The 21,589-nt window shown below is 49.7% G+C and carries 16 protein-coding genes; 4 read left to right on the forward strand and 12 right to left on the reverse strand.

Features of this window, described 5'->3' with window-relative positions; all coding sequences use genetic code 11:
- Window positions 1–48 precede the first annotated feature (48 nt).
- On the reverse strand, window positions 49–2,430 hold the full coding sequence (gene ppsA / locus L975_RS02160; protein ID WP_047706927.1) for a phosphoenolpyruvate synthase: 2,382 nt from the start codon (window positions 2,428–2,430) through the stop codon (window positions 49–51).
- Window positions 2,431–2,723: 293 nt separating this feature from the next.
- Between ppsA and L975_RS02165 the strand changes: the two genes are divergently transcribed.
- The 3 genes from L975_RS02165 to L975_RS02175 all read left to right on the forward strand — a co-directional run bounded on the left by L975_RS02165 (window position 2,724) and on the right by L975_RS02175 (window position 5,367).
- The gene (locus tag L975_RS02165; RefSeq protein WP_047706928.1) at window positions 2,724–3,557 is read left to right on the forward strand and encodes a pyruvate, water dikinase regulatory protein; all 834 of its coding nucleotides are present in this window, start codon (window positions 2,724–2,726) and stop codon (window positions 3,555–3,557) included.
- A gap of 149 nt (window positions 3,558–3,706) precedes the next feature.
- Window positions 3,707–4,756, forward strand: coding sequence for a 3-deoxy-7-phosphoheptulonate synthase (locus tag L975_RS02170; RefSeq protein WP_047706930.1), 1,050 nt, complete (start codon window positions 3,707–3,709; stop codon window positions 4,754–4,756).
- A gap of 176 nt (window positions 4,757–4,932) precedes the next feature.
- Window positions 4,933–5,367 carry a lecithin retinol acyltransferase family protein gene (locus tag L975_RS02175; protein ID WP_047706932.1) on the forward strand — a complete coding sequence of 145 codons (435 nt, stop codon included), beginning with the start codon at window positions 4,933–4,935 and terminating at the stop codon, window positions 5,365–5,367.
- Between the two features lie 102 nt (window positions 5,368–5,469).
- On the opposite strand, the gene L975_RS02180 is transcribed toward L975_RS02175, so the two are convergent.
- From L975_RS02180 to rlmG, 4 genes are all read right to left on the reverse strand, one after another.
- Complete coding sequence (locus L975_RS02180; RefSeq protein WP_047706933.1) at window positions 5,470–7,329, reverse strand: U32 family peptidase; 1,860 nt, start codon at window positions 7,327–7,329, stop codon at window positions 5,470–5,472.
- A gap of 101 nt (window positions 7,330–7,430) precedes the next feature.
- Window positions 7,431–7,607: a hypothetical protein gene (locus L975_RS18015; protein WP_156121064.1), complete on the reverse strand. Its 177-nt coding sequence runs from the start codon at window positions 7,605–7,607 to the stop codon at window positions 7,431–7,433.
- Window positions 7,608–9,199: 1,592 nt separating this feature from the next.
- Window positions 9,200–9,616, reverse strand: a complete 417-nt coding sequence (locus L975_RS02185) for an H-NS family nucleoid-associated regulatory protein (protein WP_010863794.1) — start codon at window positions 9,614–9,616, stop codon at window positions 9,200–9,202.
- A 349-nt stretch (window positions 9,617–9,965) separates the two neighbouring features.
- Window positions 9,966–11,087, reverse strand: coding sequence for a 23S rRNA (guanine(1835)-N(2))-methyltransferase RlmG (rlmG, locus tag L975_RS02190; RefSeq protein WP_047706935.1), 1,122 nt, complete (start codon window positions 11,085–11,087; stop codon window positions 9,966–9,968).
- Between the two features lie 314 nt (window positions 11,088–11,401).
- Here rlmG and L975_RS02195 point away from each other — a divergent pair, with 314 nt between their 5' ends.
- Window positions 11,402–12,724 (forward strand): Na+/H+ antiporter family protein, encoded by a 1,323-nt coding sequence (locus L975_RS02195; RefSeq protein WP_010863796.1) that lies wholly within the window; start codon window positions 11,402–11,404, stop codon window positions 12,722–12,724.
- Window positions 12,725–12,798: 74 nt separating this feature from the next.
- Here the strand turns inward: L975_RS02195 and L975_RS02200 are convergent, their stop codons facing one another.
- The 7 genes from L975_RS02200 to pepT all read right to left on the reverse strand — a co-directional run bounded on the left by L975_RS02200 (window position 12,799) and on the right by pepT (window position 21,583).
- Window positions 12,799–13,395, reverse strand: a complete 597-nt coding sequence (locus L975_RS02200) for an antibiotic biosynthesis monooxygenase (RefSeq protein WP_047706936.1) — start codon at window positions 13,393–13,395, stop codon at window positions 12,799–12,801.
- Window positions 13,396–13,509: 114 nt separating this feature from the next.
- Window positions 13,510–15,090: a multicopper oxidase family protein gene (locus tag L975_RS02205; RefSeq protein ID WP_177326614.1), complete on the reverse strand. Its 1,581-nt coding sequence runs from the start codon at window positions 15,088–15,090 to the stop codon at window positions 13,510–13,512.
- Between the two features lie 356 nt (window positions 15,091–15,446).
- A complete protein-coding gene (locus L975_RS02210) occupies window positions 15,447–16,412 on the reverse strand; it encodes a DUF808 domain-containing protein (protein WP_047706965.1) in 966 nt (321 codons plus the stop codon).
- Window positions 16,413–16,765: 353 nt separating this feature from the next.
- Window positions 16,766–19,027 (reverse strand): response regulator, encoded by a 2,262-nt coding sequence (locus L975_RS02215; protein WP_052181209.1) that lies wholly within the window; start codon window positions 19,025–19,027, stop codon window positions 16,766–16,768.
- A gap of 16 nt (window positions 19,028–19,043) precedes the next feature.
- Window positions 19,044–19,571: a molybdopterin-dependent oxidoreductase gene (locus L975_RS02220; RefSeq protein WP_225624416.1), complete on the reverse strand. Its 528-nt coding sequence runs from the start codon at window positions 19,569–19,571 to the stop codon at window positions 19,044–19,046.
- A gap of 26 nt (window positions 19,572–19,597) precedes the next feature.
- A complete protein-coding gene (locus L975_RS02225; RefSeq protein ID WP_052181210.1) occupies window positions 19,598–19,972 on the reverse strand; it encodes an Hpt domain-containing protein in 375 nt (124 codons plus the stop codon).
- Between the two features lie 375 nt (window positions 19,973–20,347).
- Window positions 20,348–21,583 (reverse strand): peptidase T, encoded by a 1,236-nt coding sequence (pepT, locus tag L975_RS02230; RefSeq protein ID WP_047706938.1) that lies wholly within the window; start codon window positions 21,581–21,583, stop codon window positions 20,348–20,350.
- Window positions 21,584–21,589 lie beyond the last annotated feature (6 nt).

Raw genomic sequence — 21,589 nt, forward strand, 5'->3', positions numbered from 1 at the left:
TACGGCTAACTTAGCCGCTTGATACGCTGCAGATTATCTCTGCAAGCTTTAGCAAGCTCCTTGTCGCTCGGCCTGTTCGGCCAGATACAACCAGGTTTCCACCACCGTATCTGGGTTTAACGAGACACTGTCGATCCCCTGCTCCAGCAGCCAGGCCGCAAAATCAGGGTGATCCGATGGGCCTTGTCCACAAATCCCGACATACTTACCTTGCCGTTTCGCGGCCTGAATCGCCATCGCCAGCAGTGCTTTGACCGCCGCATTACGCTCATCAAACAGGTGCGAGATGATGCCGGAGTCTCTATCTAGCCCCAGCGCCAGCTGCGTCATATCATTCGAGCCGATAGAAAAGCCGTCAAACAGTTGCAAGAACTCATCGGCCAACAGGGCATTCGATGGGATTTCACACATCATGATCACTTTAAGCCCTTGCTCCCCGCGTTGCAGACCTTGCTCGGCCAACAACGCCAGCACGGATCGCGCTTCATCCGGTGTACGGACAAACGGGATCATCACCTCGACATTCGTCAGCCCCATCACCTCACGCACGCGGCGAATGGCCGCGCACTCCAGCGCAAAGCAATCACGGAAGGATGCCGAAACGTAGCGCGACGCACCGCGAAAGCCCAGCATCGGGTTTTCTTCGTGCGGCTCATAGCGCTCACCACCCACCAAATTGGCATATTCGTTGGACTTAAAGTCTGACATCCGCACAATCACCCGCTTCGGCCAAAATGCCGCCGCTAAGGTGGCGATCCCTTCCGTGAGTTTGCTGATATAAAACTCAACCGGATCGGCATAGCCCGCCATCATGCCGCGAATAATGTGCTGCAATTCAGCTGGCTGCTGTTCGAAATTGAGCAAGGCTTTCGGGTGCACGCCAATCATGCGGTTAATGATGAACTCCAGTCGCGCCAAACCCACCCCTTCGTTAGGTAAGCGCGCGAAATCAAAGGCGCGATCGGGGTTACCTACGTTCATCATCACTTTCAGCGGCAGTGGCGGCATCGCATCAATCTGTGAGCTTTGCACGCTGTACGGCAATATGCCTTGGTAGATAAAACCGGTGTCACCTTCGGCGCAAGATACCGTAACCGGCATACCATTATGCAGCGTCTGAGTGGCATCACCGCAGCCGACCACCGCCGGAATACCCAGCTCGCGGGCAATAATCGCCGCATGGCAAGTTCGTCCACCGCGATTAGTCACGATCGCCGCCGCTCGCTTCATGACTGGCTCCCAATCCGGATCGGTCATGTCAGTCACCAGCACATCCCCCGGTTGGACTTTGTCCATCTCATCGATACGCGCCACAATGCGCACCGTACCGGCACCGATTTTATGGCCGATGGCACGCCCTTCGGCTAACACCTCACCGGCTTGCTCCAAACGGAAACGCTCGGTGACTTGCTGATTTGCCTGCACCGTCTCCGGACGCGCCTGCACAATATACAGCCGGCCATCGAGCCCATCTTTGGCCCACTCGATATCCATCGGGCGACCATAATGACGCTCGATCACCAGCGCCTGACGTGCCAATTGCTCCACCTCGGCATCGCTGAGGGAGTAGGTTTGCGCGCGCGCCGCATCCACATCACACACTTCGACTTGCTTACCGTGCTCAGCACTACCCGAGTAGACCATCTGCACCCGCTTCGAGCCTAGCGTCCGACGCACAACCGCTGGGCGTCCCGCTTCCAGCATCGGCTTATGGACATAAAACTCATCCGGATTCACCGCGCCCTGAACTACCATCTCCCCCAATCCATAGGACGAGGTAATAAACACCACCTGGTCAAAACCAGATTCCGTATCCAACGTAAACATCACGCCCGATGCCGCTTTATCTGAGCGCACCATGCGTTGGATCCCCGCCGACAACGCCACGCCTTTGTGGTCATAGCCTTGATGCACGCGATAAGAGATCGCGCGATCATTAAACAGCGACGCAAACACATGTTTCACCGCCAGCATCACGGCATCTAACCCGCGCACGTTCAAAAACGTCTCTTGCTGACCGGCAAATGACGCATCCGGCATATCCTCCGCCGTGGCCGACGAGCGCACCGCAAACGAGCCTTCCGCATGCATATCCGCACTCAACTGCGCATACGCCTCAGCAATAGCCTGCGTTAACGCGGGCTGGAATGGCGTATCCACCACCCATTGCCGAATTTGCGCCCCCGCTTTTGCCAGTGCACGTACATCGTCCACATCCAGCGTATCCAATAATTGATGGATACGTTGATTCAACCCGCTTTGCTCCAGAAACTCATTAAATGCACGCGCCGTGGTGGCAAAACCATCCGGCACACTGACGCCCAACCCAGACAGATTGGCGATCATCTCGCCAAGCGACGCATTTTTACCCCCAACACGGTTTACATCATTCATGCCTAACTGGTGATACCAGAGTACATACGGTTCCACGGCTCGCCTCTCCTGTGTCAATGCGATGTTTTCAGTCCGATGGTGTTAGTGCGGTGTTTCTAGTGCAATGCTGCTAGTACAAGGGATTCGTTCACTCGGCGCGCCCTCACTGACGCCATACCGAGCATCAATTTTCGTGCGTTGGTTTACGTTTCTGGTGTTTCAGATTGGTGTTTTTCCGCGCCTGATTCAGTATGGACTCAGATTCAATCAATGAAATGAAACTCTAGCCATCACAGCCTCTGCGCCACCAGATAGCACTGTGGTGCACCCCCTGTTACGGAGCCACCTGCATGTCATCTCATCTGGAACGGACGGTATTTTATATCTCAGACGGAACGGCGATCACTGCCGAAGTGTTAGGGCACGCGGTTCTTTCACAGTTTCCGTTAACCCTGCAACAAATCACCGTGCCGTTTGTTGAAACGCCACAGAAGGCCGAAGCGATCCGGCAGCAAATAAATTCCTGCTATCAAAATAGCGGCTCACGCCCATTGGTGTTTTATTCCATCGTGATGCCGGAAATTAAAGCGATCATCGAGCGCAGCGAAGGTTGTTGTCAGGATATTCTGAATACCTTAGTCACCCCGATACAAAATGAGCTGCAAATTGCCCCGACCCCAACCCTGCATCGAACCCACGGGCTGGCGCGCGGTAACTTGGAAAAATATGACTCCCGCATCGCCGCGGTCGAATTTGCTCTGGCGCACGATGACGGCATTTCGCTGCGTAACATGGAGCAGGCTGACGTGATTTTGTTGGGTGTATCGCGCTGCGGTAAAACCCCCACCAGCTTGTATATGGCGATGCAATTTGGTTTGAAAGTCGCTAACTACCCGTTTATTGCCGATGACATGGATAACCTCAGCCTGCCCGCAGCACTGAAACCGTTTCACGGTAAACTGTTCGGTTTAACCATTCATCCAGAGCGTTTGATGGCAATTCGCAGTGAACGGCGCGATAACAGCCGTTATGCGTCGTTACGCCAATGCCGACTGGAGCTGACCGAGGTTGAACTGCTATATCAATGCGAGCGAATTCCCTTTATCGATACAACCAACTTCTCGGTAGAGGAGATCTCAACCAAAATTATGGACATCATGCAGCTTAACCGTCAGATGTTTTAAATTTAGACAATCTGCTAACGATTCCTTCCATTGTGTAGGGAATCGATACCTATCTTGGCCGGACTGCTTGCAGCGCGGATAAATTCCGTTATTGTGTGTTTGTGAGTCTCTTCACAGCGCGTCTGTATGAAGTTACCAAGAGAATTTAGATGTCTATTAAAACTGATGAGTTACGCACTGAGCGCGTTGACAGCTTAGTCACGCCTGCTCAGCTGGCTGACGATTATCCACTCGATGATCAGGTCGCCGCGATGGTATTGCAGGCCAGAACCTGCATTGAAAATATTTTAAGCGGACAGGATCCGCGCCTGCTGGTGATTGTCGGCCCTTGCTCCATTCACGACCCGAAGGCCGCGCTGGACTACGCCAACCGCCTGCATGCTTTGCATGAACGTTATCAGGATCGCCTGTTTATCGTCATGCGCACCTATTTTGAAAAGCCGCGCACCGTGGTGGGCTGGAAAGGGCTGATTTCCGATCCGTTTTTGGATGGCAGCTATCAGGTCAACGAAGGGATCCGCATGGCGCGCAAGCTGCTGGTGGATATCAACGCGATTGGCCTGCCTACCGCGACCGAATTTTTGGATATGGTGACCGGTCAGTACATTGCTGATTTGATCAGCTGGGGCGCAATTGGTGCCCGTACCACCGAAAGCCAGATCCACCGCGAGATGGCATCAGCGCTTTCGTGTCCGGTCGGCTTTAAAAACGGTACTGACGGCAACGTGCGTATCGCTATTGATGCAATTCGCGCTTCCCGTGCACCACACATGTTCTTATCGCCAGACAAAACCGGCCATATGACCATTTACCGCACCTCAGGAAATCCATTCGGGCATATTATTCTGCGCGGTGGTAAAGATCCGAACTATCAAGCGAAGCATGTGGCCCAAGCGTGCGATCGTCTGCGGGAATTTGATTTGGCCGAACATCTGGTGGTGGATTTCAGTCATGGCAATTGCCAGAAACTGCATCGCCGTCAGCTGGATGTGTGTGATGACGTGTGCGGCCAAATTCGCGCTGGCTCACGAGCCATTGCCGGCATCATGGCCGAAAGCTTCCTCACCGAAGGCGCGCAAAAAGTCGTTAACGGTCAGCCGTTGGTGTACGGGCAGTCAATTACCGATCCTTGCCTGAGCTGGGCAGATACCGAAAAACTGCTGGAAAAACTGGCCGACGCGGTCACCGCACGTTTCTGAAATCGGTGATTAACGGCTATACTCATCCCGTTATCTGGCTGATGGCCATGGCGGGATGAGTTTCTCTCCATCCCTCTCGTGTTATTTCTTTCCATCACGACTATCATGCACTGCACATGAGCGCATCATGATTAGCCATCACCTCAAACCGGCTTTCGTTATCAAGAGGTTCGATAATGCAGCACGCGCAGTATCCTGACGCCTTGTGTCCCGGCGATCACTTAGTTTCCCCACGCCCCGGCTATTCTCACCACGGCATTTATATCGGCAATAATACCGTGATCCACTACTCCGGCCTGCACCGCAATGCGGTCAGCGGCAGTGTGTGTGAAATCAGTGTAGATGAATTTCATGCCGGTTTTGGTTTTCGCGTACAAAACAATAAAGGCCGATACCAAGGGCAAGAAGCAGTGAAACGCGCGCGTAGTCGCCTTGGGGAAGATAAGTATCACTTGCTGTTTAACAACTGTGAGCACTTCGTGCATTGGGTTTTGCACGGCAAAGCCCGCAGTCAGCAGGTTAACAATGCGTTGATTGGCTTGACCACCGTGGTTCTCACTGGCGTAGGTCGCTGGGCGTTAAAAAAATACCGTGGCAGCGAACGGGTGTAATTCTCCTTCGCCTATCCACGGCATGTTGAATGTTGATTGCGCCTGTTATTTTATTGAGTTGATTGAGCGTGTTAGGCGTTATCAAGACGAAATTTTGCTAAATTAGCTCGCGCTACGCTGTACTTTGCTTTTCAGTTTTCCCAGCACATGCATCTCGCAGCGCTTACAGTCAAACTTCAGACGGAAAATGTCGTTACCCATCTCCAGCACCAGCGGATCCGGCTTTAATCCCTTCACCTCTTTCGGACACATATTCTGGGTATAGCGCAAACAGTGTTTGGTGATCATCAGCGACACTTCATCCGCTTCCTGATTCAGCTCATAAGCCGGCGCAATGTCATCGACCCCATGCATGCGATAGAAATTTTCCGCCGCATGGTTATACACATTACCCAGATAGCTGAGATTTTCCTGTGGGAAAGCCGGATTACCAATGGCCTGATGGCGCAGCGGACGCTGATAGCCATTGATGCGCGCCGCTTCTAACGCCTCAACCGCCTGACGACGTAACGCATTTAGCGCAGAAACCGGAATAAACCATGCCTGCTCTAATGTCACATCGATGTGCTGCGAGTAGAACAACGTGTTACCCAGTTTAGCCAACTGCTCACGGATACTTTGGAACGCTCGCTCAGGGTTGTTCGCCGGACTCTTCTCTACCGCTAACGGGATGCTAACGCTAAAACCTTGCTCATCGGTCATCTGCAACAGGAAACCGTCGGCTGTTTCGCTAAAGTGCTGCGTGACACCAATCTGGCGAGTCGCAGATTCTTTTTCCAGCGTGCCGTCAAACACCTGATCGCGGTTACGGTACAACACCGTATTTACCGTCAAACCCCGTACCGGCTCTGCCGTAAACAAGCGACGACCATCCGCACGGTTTACCCGCAACCCATTAACCACCTGACGCGCATTGAAATAGCACAGGCCATCACCGTTGTTAAACTCAGTCTCACCGCTCACTTCAAACCAGTTCGGGCCAACGCGAGTCACCTTACCCACTTCCTCACCGATATATTTCGGCGTGCGGAATGAAGTGATCGTTGGCTGACGCCCCAACAAGAAGTAATCGGTGCTACCTCGGTTGAAGGTTTTATCAGGATTCGGCACAAAGCTGTACTGACTTCGCCCCGCAGAAGAACGCGATAGCTCAGGACGTTCTTCCAAAATCTCATCCAAGTGCTGGCGATACCACGCCGTCACATTCTTGATGTAGGAGAGATCTTTCAAACGGCCTTCGATTTTGAACGAACGAATACCCGCATCAATCATCGCACGTAAGTTGGCCGTTTGGTTCATGTCTTTAAGGGATAGCAGATGCTGATCTTGTACCAGCGTCTCCCCTTCTCGGGTTTTCAGCGAACATGGCACGCGGCAAATCTGCGCACATTCACCGCGGTTAGCACTGCGGCCGGTTAACGCATGACTGATATAGCACTGACCGCTGTAGGCCACACACAGCGCACCGTGGATGAAAAACTCCAGCTGTACTGATGTCTGCTCAGATACCGCGCGGATCTGCTCCAAACTCAGCTCACGAGCCAGCACGACTTGTGAGAAACCGACATCCTGTAAGAAACGGACTTTCTCCGGTGTGCGGTTATCCAGCTGCGTACTGGCATGCAGCGCAATCGGCGGCAGATCACATTGCAGCAATCCCAGATCCTGCACGATCAACGCATCTGCGCCCGCATTCCAGATTTGATGCGCCAGCACTTCCGCTTGCGCCAATTCGCTATCTTTCAAAATGGTATTCAGTGCCACAAACACCTGCGCACCATAGCGATGCGCAAAGGCCGCCAGTTGCTCAATGTCTGCCACACTGTTGCCGGCTGCTGCACGGGCACCAAAGGCCGGACCGCCGATATACACCGCATCCGCACCATGTTTGATTGCTTCAATACCAAACGCCAGATTTTTGGCCGGCGCCAGCAGCTCTAACCGGTTATCTCTTACCATCATCAGTCAGCAAAACCCTGTAAAACCCGAGTAATTAAGGGGCGAGAGTGTATACCAATCAGCATTCTGTTACCAATCTTGCCCCGATGTGGGTGGTAAATGGGTTACTCGCCTTTAAGCGCGATATTGAACACTTCACGCCCCTGCGCTTCCACTTTCAACCGCATATGATTTGGGGTGTTTTCCATCACCAAAATGTTGATATCCGCCTCATCACCAAGGTGTTTACGGATCACTGTCAGCAATTCATCTGCTACTGAATCGAGATTAAGTTCAGTCATAACCATCCGCCTCAAGTATGATCGTCACCCGCCAGCCATGCGGAATATTACGCATGCCCAATAGTGCGGTATGAACAGGTTTCTTCTCATTGATTCGTTAATGTCGCCGCTACCAGCCCTTACTCCAGCTAGTCACACCCTTACGGTTTCATCCTGAATGACTGCATTCCTGTTCACTCATCCTTAAGCGCGATCCGTACCGTTACTCCTGCGTACTGCTTACCTGTAAGATAACGTCGATTTAACACTGTTTTTTTATACAGTGCATTATGGCAATTCTCGTCATGATGTCCAGTCTGTTTTTACTTCCTCGAGCACATCAAGTTCAGCCAGTGTAATTACCTCCGCCTCAAACACGTTTAGCCAATCCAATCAAATTTCAAGCATAGACCAATTTTATGCGCTTGTGATGCGAGTCAATTTATCGACAGCAAAAATCAGCAACAACATAGACCGCCAATCAATTAACGCCTTTATCCATCAATTGTGATTTAAATGATATATAGGATAGTAATCTGCAAAATCATCATGACTTGTAATCATTTGTTAGGAATGTTTTTACATTCTCACCTAACTACCTCGCGTAAGAATCTCACCTTTCAGTCCCAGAGAAAAAACCGGTTATGTAGCAACTAAGAATCATCAGCAAAGGAAGCAACAAGATAAGAAGAAAGACAAAAGAAGAGGGATGAAAAAAGGAAAAACAACACACTACATAAGCAAGACAAGATAGATAACAAACAGATAATCAGGATCAACTCAGATCTGCGGCAAATAATCTCCCCTTTCGGCAGTCTATTATCCTATGCACATCACTCGCATAACCCACCTAACATCGTGGCCTATAAACGTCATATGACAGAAACTAAACGTCCTGTACGCACGGCAGAAAAGTCACTCATCTTGGTAACGTTGATTTAAAATTTTGTATGTACATTCATAAAATGATTGCTGTGATGATACGCCGGATAATAGTACTAACCATAAACCGATACTCCCCTATAAAAACTGAGTAAACACCTCGAAAATACCTCGGAGTAGTCATAGCCAAACGGCGTATTACTGTTTTTACTCTCGCCAAGCATTACCGGCAGTTACTATCCAAACGTCCACAGCCTGATTGTAAAATATCAGGCAAAACAAGGGCATCAATCGCACTGAACCTATCTTCGCCCGTGGCTGTATTTTTTATATTAAAAACAATAACGTTACTGATAATTCATAAACGAAAAAAGGAGCCTTTCGGCTCCTTTTGAAATCATGACATTACACAATGTCGCACTAACTCTATAGTTATATTCTTTGTACTGTGCTTGCACGTTGTAAAACAGCACCCTGACGTTAGACAAACTCACGATATAACAGCATATACCGGTTAAGATCAGAGATACTGCGGGTCACTCCGAAAACCCATAATGACGAGCGGATGGGAAGACTGTTGCCAGCACCGCAGCTAACACTACATTACCGCGCACCACATTACCGCGATTTACCGCTATGGCTTACTTAGCCATAGCTCGCTGCGGTAGTCAGGTACGTTTAACCCAGCCATTCGCCACTGAAACATTATCCGTTTGCAGACGCGGTCAAACTTACAGAGTTTTGATCAGGAAAGTATCCAGAGACTCACCTTTCTCCAGCGCTTTAGCAATTACGCTCGGAGTACGGCCTTGGCCAGTCCAGGTTTTAACTTCGCCGTTTTCATCCAAGTATTCGTACTTAGGTGCACGTGGCGCGCGCTTACCCTGCTTCTTCGCTGGCTCTTTTGCCACGATATCCAGCAGATCGTTCAGATCAATACCGTCTTCTTTAAGCATTTCGCGGTATTGTTCCAGTTTACGCGCTCGCTCTTCTTCTTGCGCTTTCAGCGTGGACAGCTCTTCACGACGCTCTTCAACAACGACGGTCAGCTTTTCCAGTACAGATTCTAAAGTTTCCAGATCCACTTCGCGAGCAAATGCACGCAGAGAACGAATGTTTTTAAATAAGCTAATAATTTCTTGTGACATAATGAATGCAACTAACAGATATTGTTCTAATAGTAAGCCATCATAGATAATGATGACTGCGAGACTTCTATAATAGAACGAATTTCAGCATCTGCCAATATATACTATCGATTAAATTGCAATTCACCCATTCAGATAACCCTGATGAATATCAGGAATTGAAAATATCTACGATATTTCGGCGACATTCATCGTTTAAATGCCGCAGAGCACTCATCCGATCAGCATTAACAAATGCACGACATTTGATCAGGCGCAAAGTATCACGCCACAAAAAACCAAACAAATACGGCGCTGCTCACGCAACACCGTACCGATTTAGCTCTAGCATCATCCGACAAGCCGTCTTTTATTTCTCTGACTGCAGGATGACAAATTTCTTATTTCCAGCCACTGTCGTGCACTGATTAAACAGACGACGTAATTTCAGATGGTATGCCAGATGACGGTTACCAATAATGCGCAACCAGCCCCCTTTTTTCAGACAACGACGCGCATCGCGGAACATTTGCCATGCAATATGATCTGTAATTGACTGCAATTGGTGGAATGGTGGGTTACATAATATCAACTGAATCGAATTAGCAGGAATATCTTCCAGACTATTTCCGACAATAAAACGACAGCGTGACATAAATTCCGGATGATTTTCCTGAATATTTATCCGGCTGGACTGCACCGCCATATAAGATTCATCAATGAAAATAACGTCCGCATCTGGATTTTGCTTTAATGCAGTGAGACCAATCACACCATTGCCGCAACCCAAGTCCACCAGCGTACCGCTCATGCCTGAAGGAATATGTTGCATGAAAAAACGCGCCCCAATATCCAGTGATGCGCGAGAAAACACGTTTGCATGATTATGAATACGCTCGCCGCTGCCTTCCAAGGTCCACACCGTTGGATAAGGCGATACCGGCGCACTCAGAGCCAGATCTGGCGTGGCGTACACGAGGCGTGCTTTTTTCCATGCCAAACTGGTACGCGTAGGGCCAATAATGCGCTCAAACAGCTTCAAGGTAGAGGTATGAATATCGCGCGCTTTCGCTGCCGCCAAAATCTGCGTCTGTGGCCCCATCACCGCCTTTAGCATCAATAATTGATGCTCTAGTAAGGCTAAGGTTTTCGGGATCTTAATCACCACCAACGCTGGATTTTCGGGTAGCGCCTGCAAGGTATCTTGCCAAGCTACACAATCAGCTGGCAGTTCATTACGAACCAGATTGCGCAGCAAAGCCTGTTGGCTAATATAGGAGTCGCCAATACTGATCGGATGATGCGAATGCAAAGCACAAGTCAGTGCGCCAAACTGATCATTAAAAATCAGTACCGGCCCACCCGGTTGCACGCCCTCTAATTCCTGCAACAGATATTCATCCGCCGCTTCCCAGGCCTGTAACTCGGCAGACTCCTCTTCCGGATAACGCTCCAGCTGCAAGCTTACGTTGCCCGACACAAAATGGCCCATTCGATCTCCGCCCATTCAAAACAAGAAAAGTACTGCATTTTAGCCTGAATTCAGCGCAATGTATTGAGATTGATTCTGCTACGCGGCCAAGAATCGCGATAGTGATGAGAAAAAAGGCAATTATAAAAAACAAACCTTAAAATACAATTGGTTAGATATTGGCTTTTTGCAAACAGTAGGCGGTTGTCACAGCAAAAATCACGACTTGCCTCAATATAACTACTCGGATGTCAAAATTTATGCTCGACAAATGCCAGTGAATACGGAATCTTAACCGGTATTCTACAACTTCACTGAATGATATCCTTTTTCCTATGAATGCTGTTGTTATTGCCGTCAGTATTATGCTCTTGCTGAGCCTGATGCGGGTAAACGTCGTGATTGCGCTGACATTTTCAGCCATTATCGGCGGCCTGCTAAGTGGCATGAGTCTGACACAAACAGTTGAAACGTTTACCGGTGGTCTGGGTGGCGGTGCTGAAATTGCCCTGAGCTACGCCATGCTGGGTACGTTTGCTGTCGCGATTTCCCGCTCCGGTATTACCGATGTTTTGGCACAATATGTCATCAAACGTCTTGGCCGTGAAGCCAGCGCCAATAAGGTGTTCTGGTTCAAGTATATGCTGCTGCTGGCCATTACCCTGATTGCGATTTCTTCGCAAAACGCCATCCCTATCCACATTGCGTTTATCCCTATTCTGATCCCGCCGTTGCTGCATGTGATGGCACAGTTGAAGTTAGATCGCCGCGCTGTGGCTTGTGCCATTACCTTTGGTTTGACCGCGCCGTACATGATCTTGCCGGTGGGTTTTGGCGGTATTTTCCTCAACAACATTTTGCTGCAAAACCTGAATAACAATGGCCTGAGTGTTACTGCAGCTCAAGTTCCTAGCGCGATGGCGCTGCCGGTTGCCGGTATGGTGGTGGGTTTGTTCACCGCACTGTTCATCAGCTACCGCAAGCCTCGTCATTACGATGTTGAGAAAATTCTGGCTGCCGAGCCCGAGAAAAAAGAAATCCAAACGCGTCATTTGTGGGTTGCAGGTGTTGCGATTTTAGGTGCCCTGAGTGTGCAGCTGTACACGAACTCCATCATTCTGGGTGCACTGATGGGATTTATCGTGTTCATCGTTGGCGGCGTGATCAACTGGCGTGACACGCAAGATGTGTTTAGCCGTGGCGTACAGATGATGGCGATGATTGGTTTTATCATGATCACCGCATCTGGCTTTGCCGCTGTCATGAAAGCTACCGGTAGCGTGGAAACGCTGGTGCATTCCATTACCGATGTGATTGGTCATAACCGCGCGCTGGGTGCGTTCCTGATGCTGGTTGTTGGGTTACTGATCACCATGGGGATCGGCTCCTCCTTCTCGACCGTACCGATCATTGCCACCATCTATGTGCCACTGTGCATTTCGTTTGGCTTTTCGCCAATGGCGACTATCGCGCTGGTGGGTGTAGCAGGTGCACTGGGCGATGCGGGTTCACCGGCCTCTGATTCCACATTGGGCCCAACATCCGGCCTGAACATGGATGATCAGCACGACCATATCTGGGATACCGTAGTGCCAACCTTTATTCACTACAACATCCCGCTGCTGATTTTCGGCTGGATTGCCGCCATGATTTTGTAATTACAAAGACATTAATTACGACGATCATGCAAGATAAGGCCGCTAATATGCCAAGTGTTAGCGGCCTTTTTAGATCATGGCTTCTGCTGCGCGCTGTTATGTGACAGTTGTTTGCCCTGCGCCGTAGGCCTAGGCCACAGCCAAAATTTGAACAACCGCGTATACCAAGGCAACAGTAGGTATGAAACGAACAGTACCGTTAATCCGGTAATAAACAAAAAAATCACCGGAGTGACCCAGTGCAGATGCAAACTGTGGATCAAATACGAAAAAATCTGTACTGAGGGATAAATCGCCAGCCACGTTAAGAACACCATTTTGTGCCGGTTCGGTGGTCTACTGGAGGTCAGCTCTGGCAACGTAAACCAAATCTCTTGCCCACGCTGAATCTCCACTTCACTGCCTGTACTCAATTTTTCCATAGGCACAGTCCAGCGGCGGCGTAACTCTGAATTAAGCCATGCCTCATACTGCTCACGCGAAGCAAAGTTAAACGTCACTTTAAACTCCGGCTGCGCTTGATCTGGACGCACGACCCTCGCACCCAGAAATCCAGCAAATGACTGCGTATCATGCAGTAAATGCTCCACCAATTTTTCAAATGCAAACTCATTCCCGGGGATCACTTTATGACTGATCACCGAGGAGATAATGTGATGATTTTCTTCCACATGTCACCCGTGGTACTTGATGTGCACCAAGCCTGTTACAACAGATAAAAGGCCACCGCACACCGGTGACCTTTTATTTTCCTCTCACCGCAACCTATTATTCTTTCAGCGGTTTTACTCAGTAGCGCGATATTGGATCACCCGCAACATGCCTGAAACCATGTGATACATATTATGGCAATGGAACACCCAACGCCCCGGATTATCCGAATAAAACTCCAATGCCACCTTGGCCATTGGCGGTACTGAGATGGTGTCCATCAAGGCCGAATGATTGGCATCCCGCATATGTCGATCCAATACGCGGAAGAAGTGGCCATGTAAATGCATCGGGTGATACATCATGGTTTCGTTGATCACTTCCAAGACCACGCGCCGTTTCTGAGAAATATCAACCGGCGCAGCATCAGGATAATATTCTCCGTTGACACTCCAATGGTAGGTTTTCATATCACCATTGAGCCGCATAGCAATTCGCTCTTGCGGTACATCTGGCATAGTTGTCGGTAACATGGAACGGATCACCCACGCATCAGCTAACCGTAATTGAGCCCGTGTTGCGATGCTATCTGCCGGTGTTGGCACAGCAAACTCTGCCGGCAACGCCACATCACCAACCCGTAGGATCGCCAACGCACCGGTTGTCTGCCCGACCGCCTCGCCCACAATCCGATAAATCCCCGGTTTACCAGCGGTGATCAGCGCATCATAGCGTTCAGCCGTCGCCATCAAGATGGCATCCGACGCCAGTGGCTGCACAATGTTGCCATCTTTAGCAATCACCTGCAGTTCATGCCCCTGCACCGAAAAGCAAAAATAAGAAGATGAAGATCCGTTGATAACACGCAGCCGGATACGCTCACCGGGCTTCGCCTCCACGATAAATGGCTTTTCTGGCAAGCAGCCATTAAGTGGGAAACGGGTATATTGCACATCCACACCAAATTTTTTGCCACCCGGATATGGGAAAACAGCCTCTTTCGGCGGTAATGTTGGCGCTATTGCCGCCTCTGGCGCTGGCTTATGCTGCAACGCATCCAACACCTGATACGGATCAGCGGATAAGCGGTCCTCCATAAACAGCACCGCTTCTTTGTCGTAAACAAACGGCTCATCAGGATCTTCCAAAATCAACGGGCCAGCTAAGCCCTGCTGATCTTGCAAGCCAAAATGCGAGTGATACCAATAGGTTCCCCCCTGCACTACCGGCCAGCTGTAGGTGGTCTCTACACCTTGCGGGAGCGGCACTTGCGAAACATTCGGCACCCCATCCATCAAGTTAGGCACTAAAATGCCATGCCAATGCACGGTGGTCGGCTCTTTCATCCGGTTACGCACGGTGGTGTAAAAGATATTCCCTTTTTTGAGCCGAATTTCCGGCCCACATGGCTGATCATTAATCTGAATCAGCTGGCAGCCTTGCGGCATTTTTGGCCCGTAGGCGATATCCAAGTTAAATTGTTGCCATGGGAAATTGCCGGATAACGGCGTCGGGATCGCCGCTTTGCCTTCACCCTCAGGCGCTGAAGATGGCATGCATGCCGCTCTAACACTCGACGACAAAGCCAATAGCGGCTGCGCCGCCAGCATTGCACCTGTCACCCCTAACAGCTTACGACGAGTCAAATTGCAGGTGCCTGACTCCTGCGTTGAAGCCGTTGCACTGGTACGATGGAAAATAGATTTGATATTCATCTGGACAACCAAAAATACAGTCAATATTGTCATGCTGCGCCACACAGCTAACTGCGTATAAATCCATCAGATAGTGAGCTAGCGGCGTGCAGCATCGTTGTTGGTAGGATAACGCTGTGGGATTTGTCGGGTTATCAGGCTATGTAAGCAAAAGCCGCAAACCGTATTGGCAATTACAACTGGCAATATCCAGTATTCATCCGCTACAACCCGCAATATCAAGCACCATAATGACGTTGGCGTAACGAGCTAGGTGAGACTGTAAGTAAAAATCACAGGAAGGAAGGGTATCGCAACACAAACAAAAAAGCCGAAGAGCACCACGCACTCTCCGGCCTGTATTCAGGGAGTTTTCGTTAGAATAAGCGTTTTTTAACCTGCCCCAACGCGCTCACTACCACAAAAACCGCCATGCCGACCAATACACCAAACAGTGCATTCAGGAACATTGGCATCAGGGCTGTTAATACGCTCCCCATAGAGCCCATCAATGTCAGTGACGCAGTCAAATCCAACATAGCCACCGACACAAAATGCAAGCCGTGCGCAACAATGCCGCCACCGACCATAAACATGGCAACGGTGCCAATCACCGTCAGCGAACGCATCAAATACGGCGCGGCCATCAAAATGCCATAACCCGCTTTGTGCAATACCCGTACCGGTAAACTGTTACCGGGGATGCGCGCCAGATACAAACCACCATCATCCAGCTTCACAATCACCGCCACAATGCCATACACCCCAACGGTCATGACAATCGCCACCGCCGCCAATACCGAGAACTGCACAGTCAAAGAGTAAGCAGCCACCGTACCAAGAGCTATCGCGATGATTTCAGCCGATAAAATAAAATCGGTAGTAATCGCACCTTTCACTTTTTGCTGTTCAATACGCCGACGCCCTTCATCACTGGCCGCAGCTTGTAATAAAGCCGCATTTTCATCGTCTGCATCAGCATGCCCGGCATTGTCCGCGTCTGCGGTATGAGTCAGCGAGTGCCAGATTTTTTCAACCCCTTCAAAACACAAAAACATACCGCCCAACATCAGCAGCGGCGTAATAGCCCAAGGGATAATGGCGCTGATCAACAATGCGGCCGGCACCAAAATTAACTTATTACGAAACGAACCTTTTGCAACTGCCCACACAACCGGTAGTTCACGATCAGCATTCACTCCGGAAACTTGTTGCGCATTCAGCGCCAAGTCGTCACCCAATACACCGGCGGTTTTCTTCGCCGCCACTTTAGTCATGGCAGCGACATCATCCAAAATACCTGCAATATCATCCAGCAATGCGAAAAAACTTGCTCCAGCCAAGGGAAACCCCGCTTTCATCTCAAAAAATAATAAAAGGCGATCCCGCACGAGATCACCTAACACCCTCGGTAGTGGCTACGCACTCACTGATATGCTCCAATTTCATCAGGTTTTTCATGTAAATAGGCAGAGCTGCCATGTACATAATGTGAAAAATGAGCCATAGAGCACCGCGGACAATACGCCAGCCGACAGGTTAATTATGGTGATGGTTATTTGTCGGCTGCACGACCAAGGTCACAGAAAGTATAACGGGAATCCACCATTGATTCATATGATAAAAATCAGAGTGTCGCTATATTAAGGTTGATGTAAAAATTGTTGGCATAAAGAGCTCGCCGCAAACGAAGCTGTTAAGACGCAATCGCTGAGTCTTTCAATAAAGTCCGGTTAATCGTGTCATTCAAACGGCTCATCGTCAGGGGTTTGGTGCAGTAATCCACCATCCCAGCGCTTAGGCAATCATTGCGCACCCCAATAGTGGCATCCGCCGTCAGCGCAATGATGCGCGGAGCTGTGCTACCCAATTCACGGATAATGATTTGTGTGGTTTCAATACCGCCCATGCCGGGCATGTGTAAATCCATAAACACAATATCGTAGTGTTTTTGTCGCACCTTCTCACAGGCTTCTTCGCCACTGGTGGCGGTATCCACCTCATGCCCCATTTTACGGAGCATCGATTTCACCACCATCAGGTTCACTTTGTTATCATCAACCACCAGCAGCTGCTTAGCACTGTAGATTTTCTCGATTTCCGCGCTTTCATGCGGAGCGCAATGATATTCACGAGCATCAAAGTGTTTAGCGATAACCGCTTGTAAACCTTGTGCTTTCAGCGGTTTAGTCAGGTAGTCATCCATCCCGGCCGCCAAATACATTTCACGTGAATCTTCCATCGCATCGGCGGTCAGAGCGATGATCACCACTTTTTCGCCGCGCTCATTTTTCATTTTGCGGATCACGGCAGCCGCCTCTAGGCCGCTCATCAGTGGCATTTGGATATCCATCAAAATCAGATCAAAGACCTCGTCGCGTACTTTATCGATAGCAATGCAGCCATTCTCCGCGGTTTGTACCTTATGACCGTGACTGATCAGCAGCGTAGAGATAAATTTGCGGTTGGCGGCACTGTCATCCACCAGCAAGATCCGGATTTGCGGGATGCACTGCTCACAGGCCATGTTTTTGCACTTCTCGTTAGGCGGCGGCATATCCTGTTTCGGGGCATCTTTAGTAATAAACGAGAATGTAAAACAGCTCCCTTTGCCAAGCTCACTGGTGAGGGTGATATTCCCTTTCATCAATTTGGCAAGACTCTTGGAAATCTCAAGCCCTAAACCCGAACCGCCATAAAAACGGTTGGTGGACAGCTCCGCTTGTGAAAAGCGCTGAAAGAGTTTGGGGATCACATCGGGGGCAATACCGATACCGCTGTCCGTTACGGCAATATCAATGCGGTAATTACCACCACTGATAGCCTTACTACGCACATCCATGCGGATAAAGCCTTTTTCGGTAAACTTGACGGCATTACTGAGCAAGTTCATTACAATTTGCCGGATCCGGATCGGGTCCACCTCAACCCAAGTTGGTAAATCCGGTTGCAGATTTAAGGTGAACTCCAACCCTTTCTGGCTTGCCGCATTGAATACCAAGCGATGAGCATTAATCAGTAAGCTCGACAGCGAACAGGCCGAAACATCAAGCCGGACATGCCCCGCTTCCAACTTAGACACATCCAGAATATCGTTCAGTAATCCCAGCAAATGCTCGGCGGAGTCGCGCGCTGTTGCCAAATAATCGGCTTGTTGAGAATTCAGTGTGCTGTCTTCCAGCAACGAGATCATGCCAATCACCCCGTTCATTGGGGTTCGGATCTCGTGGCTCATGTTCGCCAAAAACACACTCTTCGCTCGGTTACCGGCTTCTGCTTGGAAACGGGACTCTTCCAGTTTTTCGGTTAGGCGTAACAACTCCAGATTGTGCTTTTTACTGCGCTGCAATTGACGCCACGCCAGCAAGGCAAACGCAATAATCAGCACAAACTGCAAGGAGGCAATCGCAGTAGTAGTGACAATCTGGTTACTGACGGTCTGATTACGGCTTTCGTCGAAATCCGTAAACGAGACATTCACTTGCAAGATGGTTTTTTGAATCAGTGGGTGCAAACGCGCCAATGCCAGTTCTAGCTGTTTAAAGCGCACCGGATCATATTGCACGTCAACATCTGGCCCTAAAATAGTGTCGGCGTAGGCAATAAATTTCGGCAGTTCATGTTTGATTTGCTGATAAATCGGCTGGCCATTGAGAATTTCACGGCTATCACTGCCATGCAACGCCAGATTGATACGGCTAACAAAGGTGTCATAGCGAAGCTGTAGTGCCTGCATGGTATCCGGACTGCCCTGTTCATTTTGTACTTTCAGTAACTGGTACTGCAGACGGTAAAACTCATTCTGCAACTGAAAGTAGGTCCACATCAGGTTATCGTCACCGATACTGGCGGTCCGTTTCAGATCATCAAACTGCCGATACTGGATAAAGGCGATGCTGAAGAAACTCCCCAGCAGCACCAAGCAAATCACGACCAGCAGCCGATAATTGGTTCTCATGCAGGCATACTCTACACTACTCGACCTTCATGGATGTCACTTGCCACGCGCAGCGACTGTAATAAGACTTGGTTTTCAACTCTGGATTGGCATCAAACGGATAAATCACAAACAGCGGGCCTTTGTCGCGCACACTGAGCATTTTTCCATCAATTTTGCGCGCTAAAATCACATTGTATTTGGCTAAATCCGACACGGGCAGTGTCGACTCATAGTCATTCAATGCGGTAAAGGTCAGCGTTTTTCCTGATGCCTGCACAGCAGCCAACACATCTTTAATTAGCGGCCCTTCGAAAGTTTTCTCACCTTCATACCATGGTGTGGTGGTGGTAATGGTGTACTGCGGCAAGGCATCTAACAGCGCATTATCAAAAACGGCGCTATCACCCACATTGGTTTTAGCAATAGAGCCGGAAACCGTCAGGACCGGATCGCCCGTCACCGCCTCAAGCGCTTGTGCCGAAGTCGACACAGTGCTGGAGACAAGGCCGGTCACGGCCATCAGCCCGGCCAACAACCATGAACGCAACATAATCACACTCATCAGGATTTCCCCCTTGGGAGTAATGGCTAGTTTTCTAGGTACGCCAGCAACGCATCGCGCGTTGGTCCGGCAAAATCCAAAAAGTTGTCGTAATCCGGCACGCACTGCTCCCCTGCACCTTTGCGGCACAGCGTTTCAACACTTAAAGCGGCTTGATACAAACGCAAAGCGCCTAATGAACCGGAGCTGCTTTTAATGCAATGCGCTAACTTGCCCAACGCTACCCAATCGTTTTGATGACGAGCTTGCTGCATCTGCTCGACATGTTCACCCAGCTCAGTGAGATAAACCTCAATCACTTCTTTCAGCACATCGGCACCGATTTCGTGTTTCAGCTCACCCAGCACCTGTAAATCTATCCATTCAGCGTCTGCCAGTTCTGATTTTTGCAGCTGCATCATATTCTCTCCCACCTGCTGTCACGCCACCCGTATCACATGTCTGTATTGATGTGTCTGCCATGTGAACCGATGCAAATATATTCTCTATATCTCTGCTCTGCGCCTGCCTGTCGACTGATACCATGCGCCTAACACCTCAACTCAGCCGTAGGCTTAGCACCTTAATAGGATTGTATTAAGTATTGCTGCTTTAACTAACAAGATAGCATTGGATAACAAAATATTCACACTGTCACGATGTAGAAATGCGCGGTAACGCCGGCTAAATAAATACCAGAGAGTATTGGGAAAACGAGCTTGATGGGCGCTGGATGCACCAAAGAAAAAGCCGCTGAAATCAGCGGCTTTAGAAACGAAAAAGGATATGTAGCTCGCTTATGCGTTACGCGCACGCTCAGCAGTCAACGCCGCAATTCGGGCGATCACGTCAACGGCGCTTTCCATGCCTTCAACCGTCACAAACTCATGTTTGCTGTGGAAGTTATAGCCACCGGTGAAGATATTCGGGCATGGCAACCCGCGATACGAAAGCTGCGCACCGTCGGTACCACCGCGGATAGGTTTTTCGCATACGGTAACGCCACACTCTTGCATCGCTTGACGCGCAATATCGATAATGTGCGGATGCTTAAGCACCTTGTCACGCATGTTGCGGTAGGCATCGCTAAAGCTGATAGTGGCGTGGCAGCCGTTTCGCATACTGGCATTTAAGCTGTCAACTTTGTCTTGCAGCAGACGCTTACGTGCCGCGAAACTATCGCTATCAAAATCGCGAATGATGTAATGCAGCTCCGCTTTTTCCACGGTGCCTTTAAATTGATTCAGATGGAAAAAGCCTTCATAGCCTTCGGTATGCTCTGGCGTTTCTTCTACCGGCATGCTGGCATGAAACTGAGCAGCTAATGTTAGTGCATTGACCATCACATCTTTGGCTGAGCCTGGGTGAACGTTGTTACCTTGAATATGGATCACTGCGCTGGCGGCATTGAAGTTTTCATACTCCAACTCACCAACCGCACCGCCATCAATGGTATAAGCCCAATCAGCCGCAAAACGTTTAACGTCGAAATACTGCGCGCCACGGCCAATCTCTTCATCAGGAATGAAGCCCACACGAATATCACCGTGCGGAATATTGCTCTCTTTCAGACGCATAATGGCCGTCATGATTTCAGCAATACCGGCTTTATCGTCTGCACCCAACAAGGTTTTACCGTCAGTGGTGATCAGCGTTTTACCATGCAGCTCGTGCAAAACAGGGAACATAACCGGCGAGAGAATCTCGTCACCGATACCGAGAGCAATATCACCGCCACGGTAGTTATCCACGATTTGTGGGTTAACGTTTTTGCCAGAAAAATCGGGCGAGGTATCCAGATGCGCAATAAAGCCGATGGTCGGCACCTTCCAATCCACATTGGCCGGCAACGTAGCCATCAGGCAACCGTGTTCATCCAAATGAATATCTGTTAGCCCCATCTCCTGCAATTCGTCCTGCAGCGCATGCGCCAATTTCATCTGCCCTTCGGTGCTGGGAACATGCCGGCTACTGGCTTTAGATTGCGTATCGAAAGAAACGTAAAAGAAAAATCTGTCTAACAGTCTATCCATCTTTGT

The sequence above is a fragment of the Plesiomonas sp. ZOR0011 genome, from assembly GCF_000800945.1.
Classification (GTDB): Bacteria; Pseudomonadota; Gammaproteobacteria; order Enterobacterales; family CAMTGL01; genus Plesiomonas; species Plesiomonas shigelloides.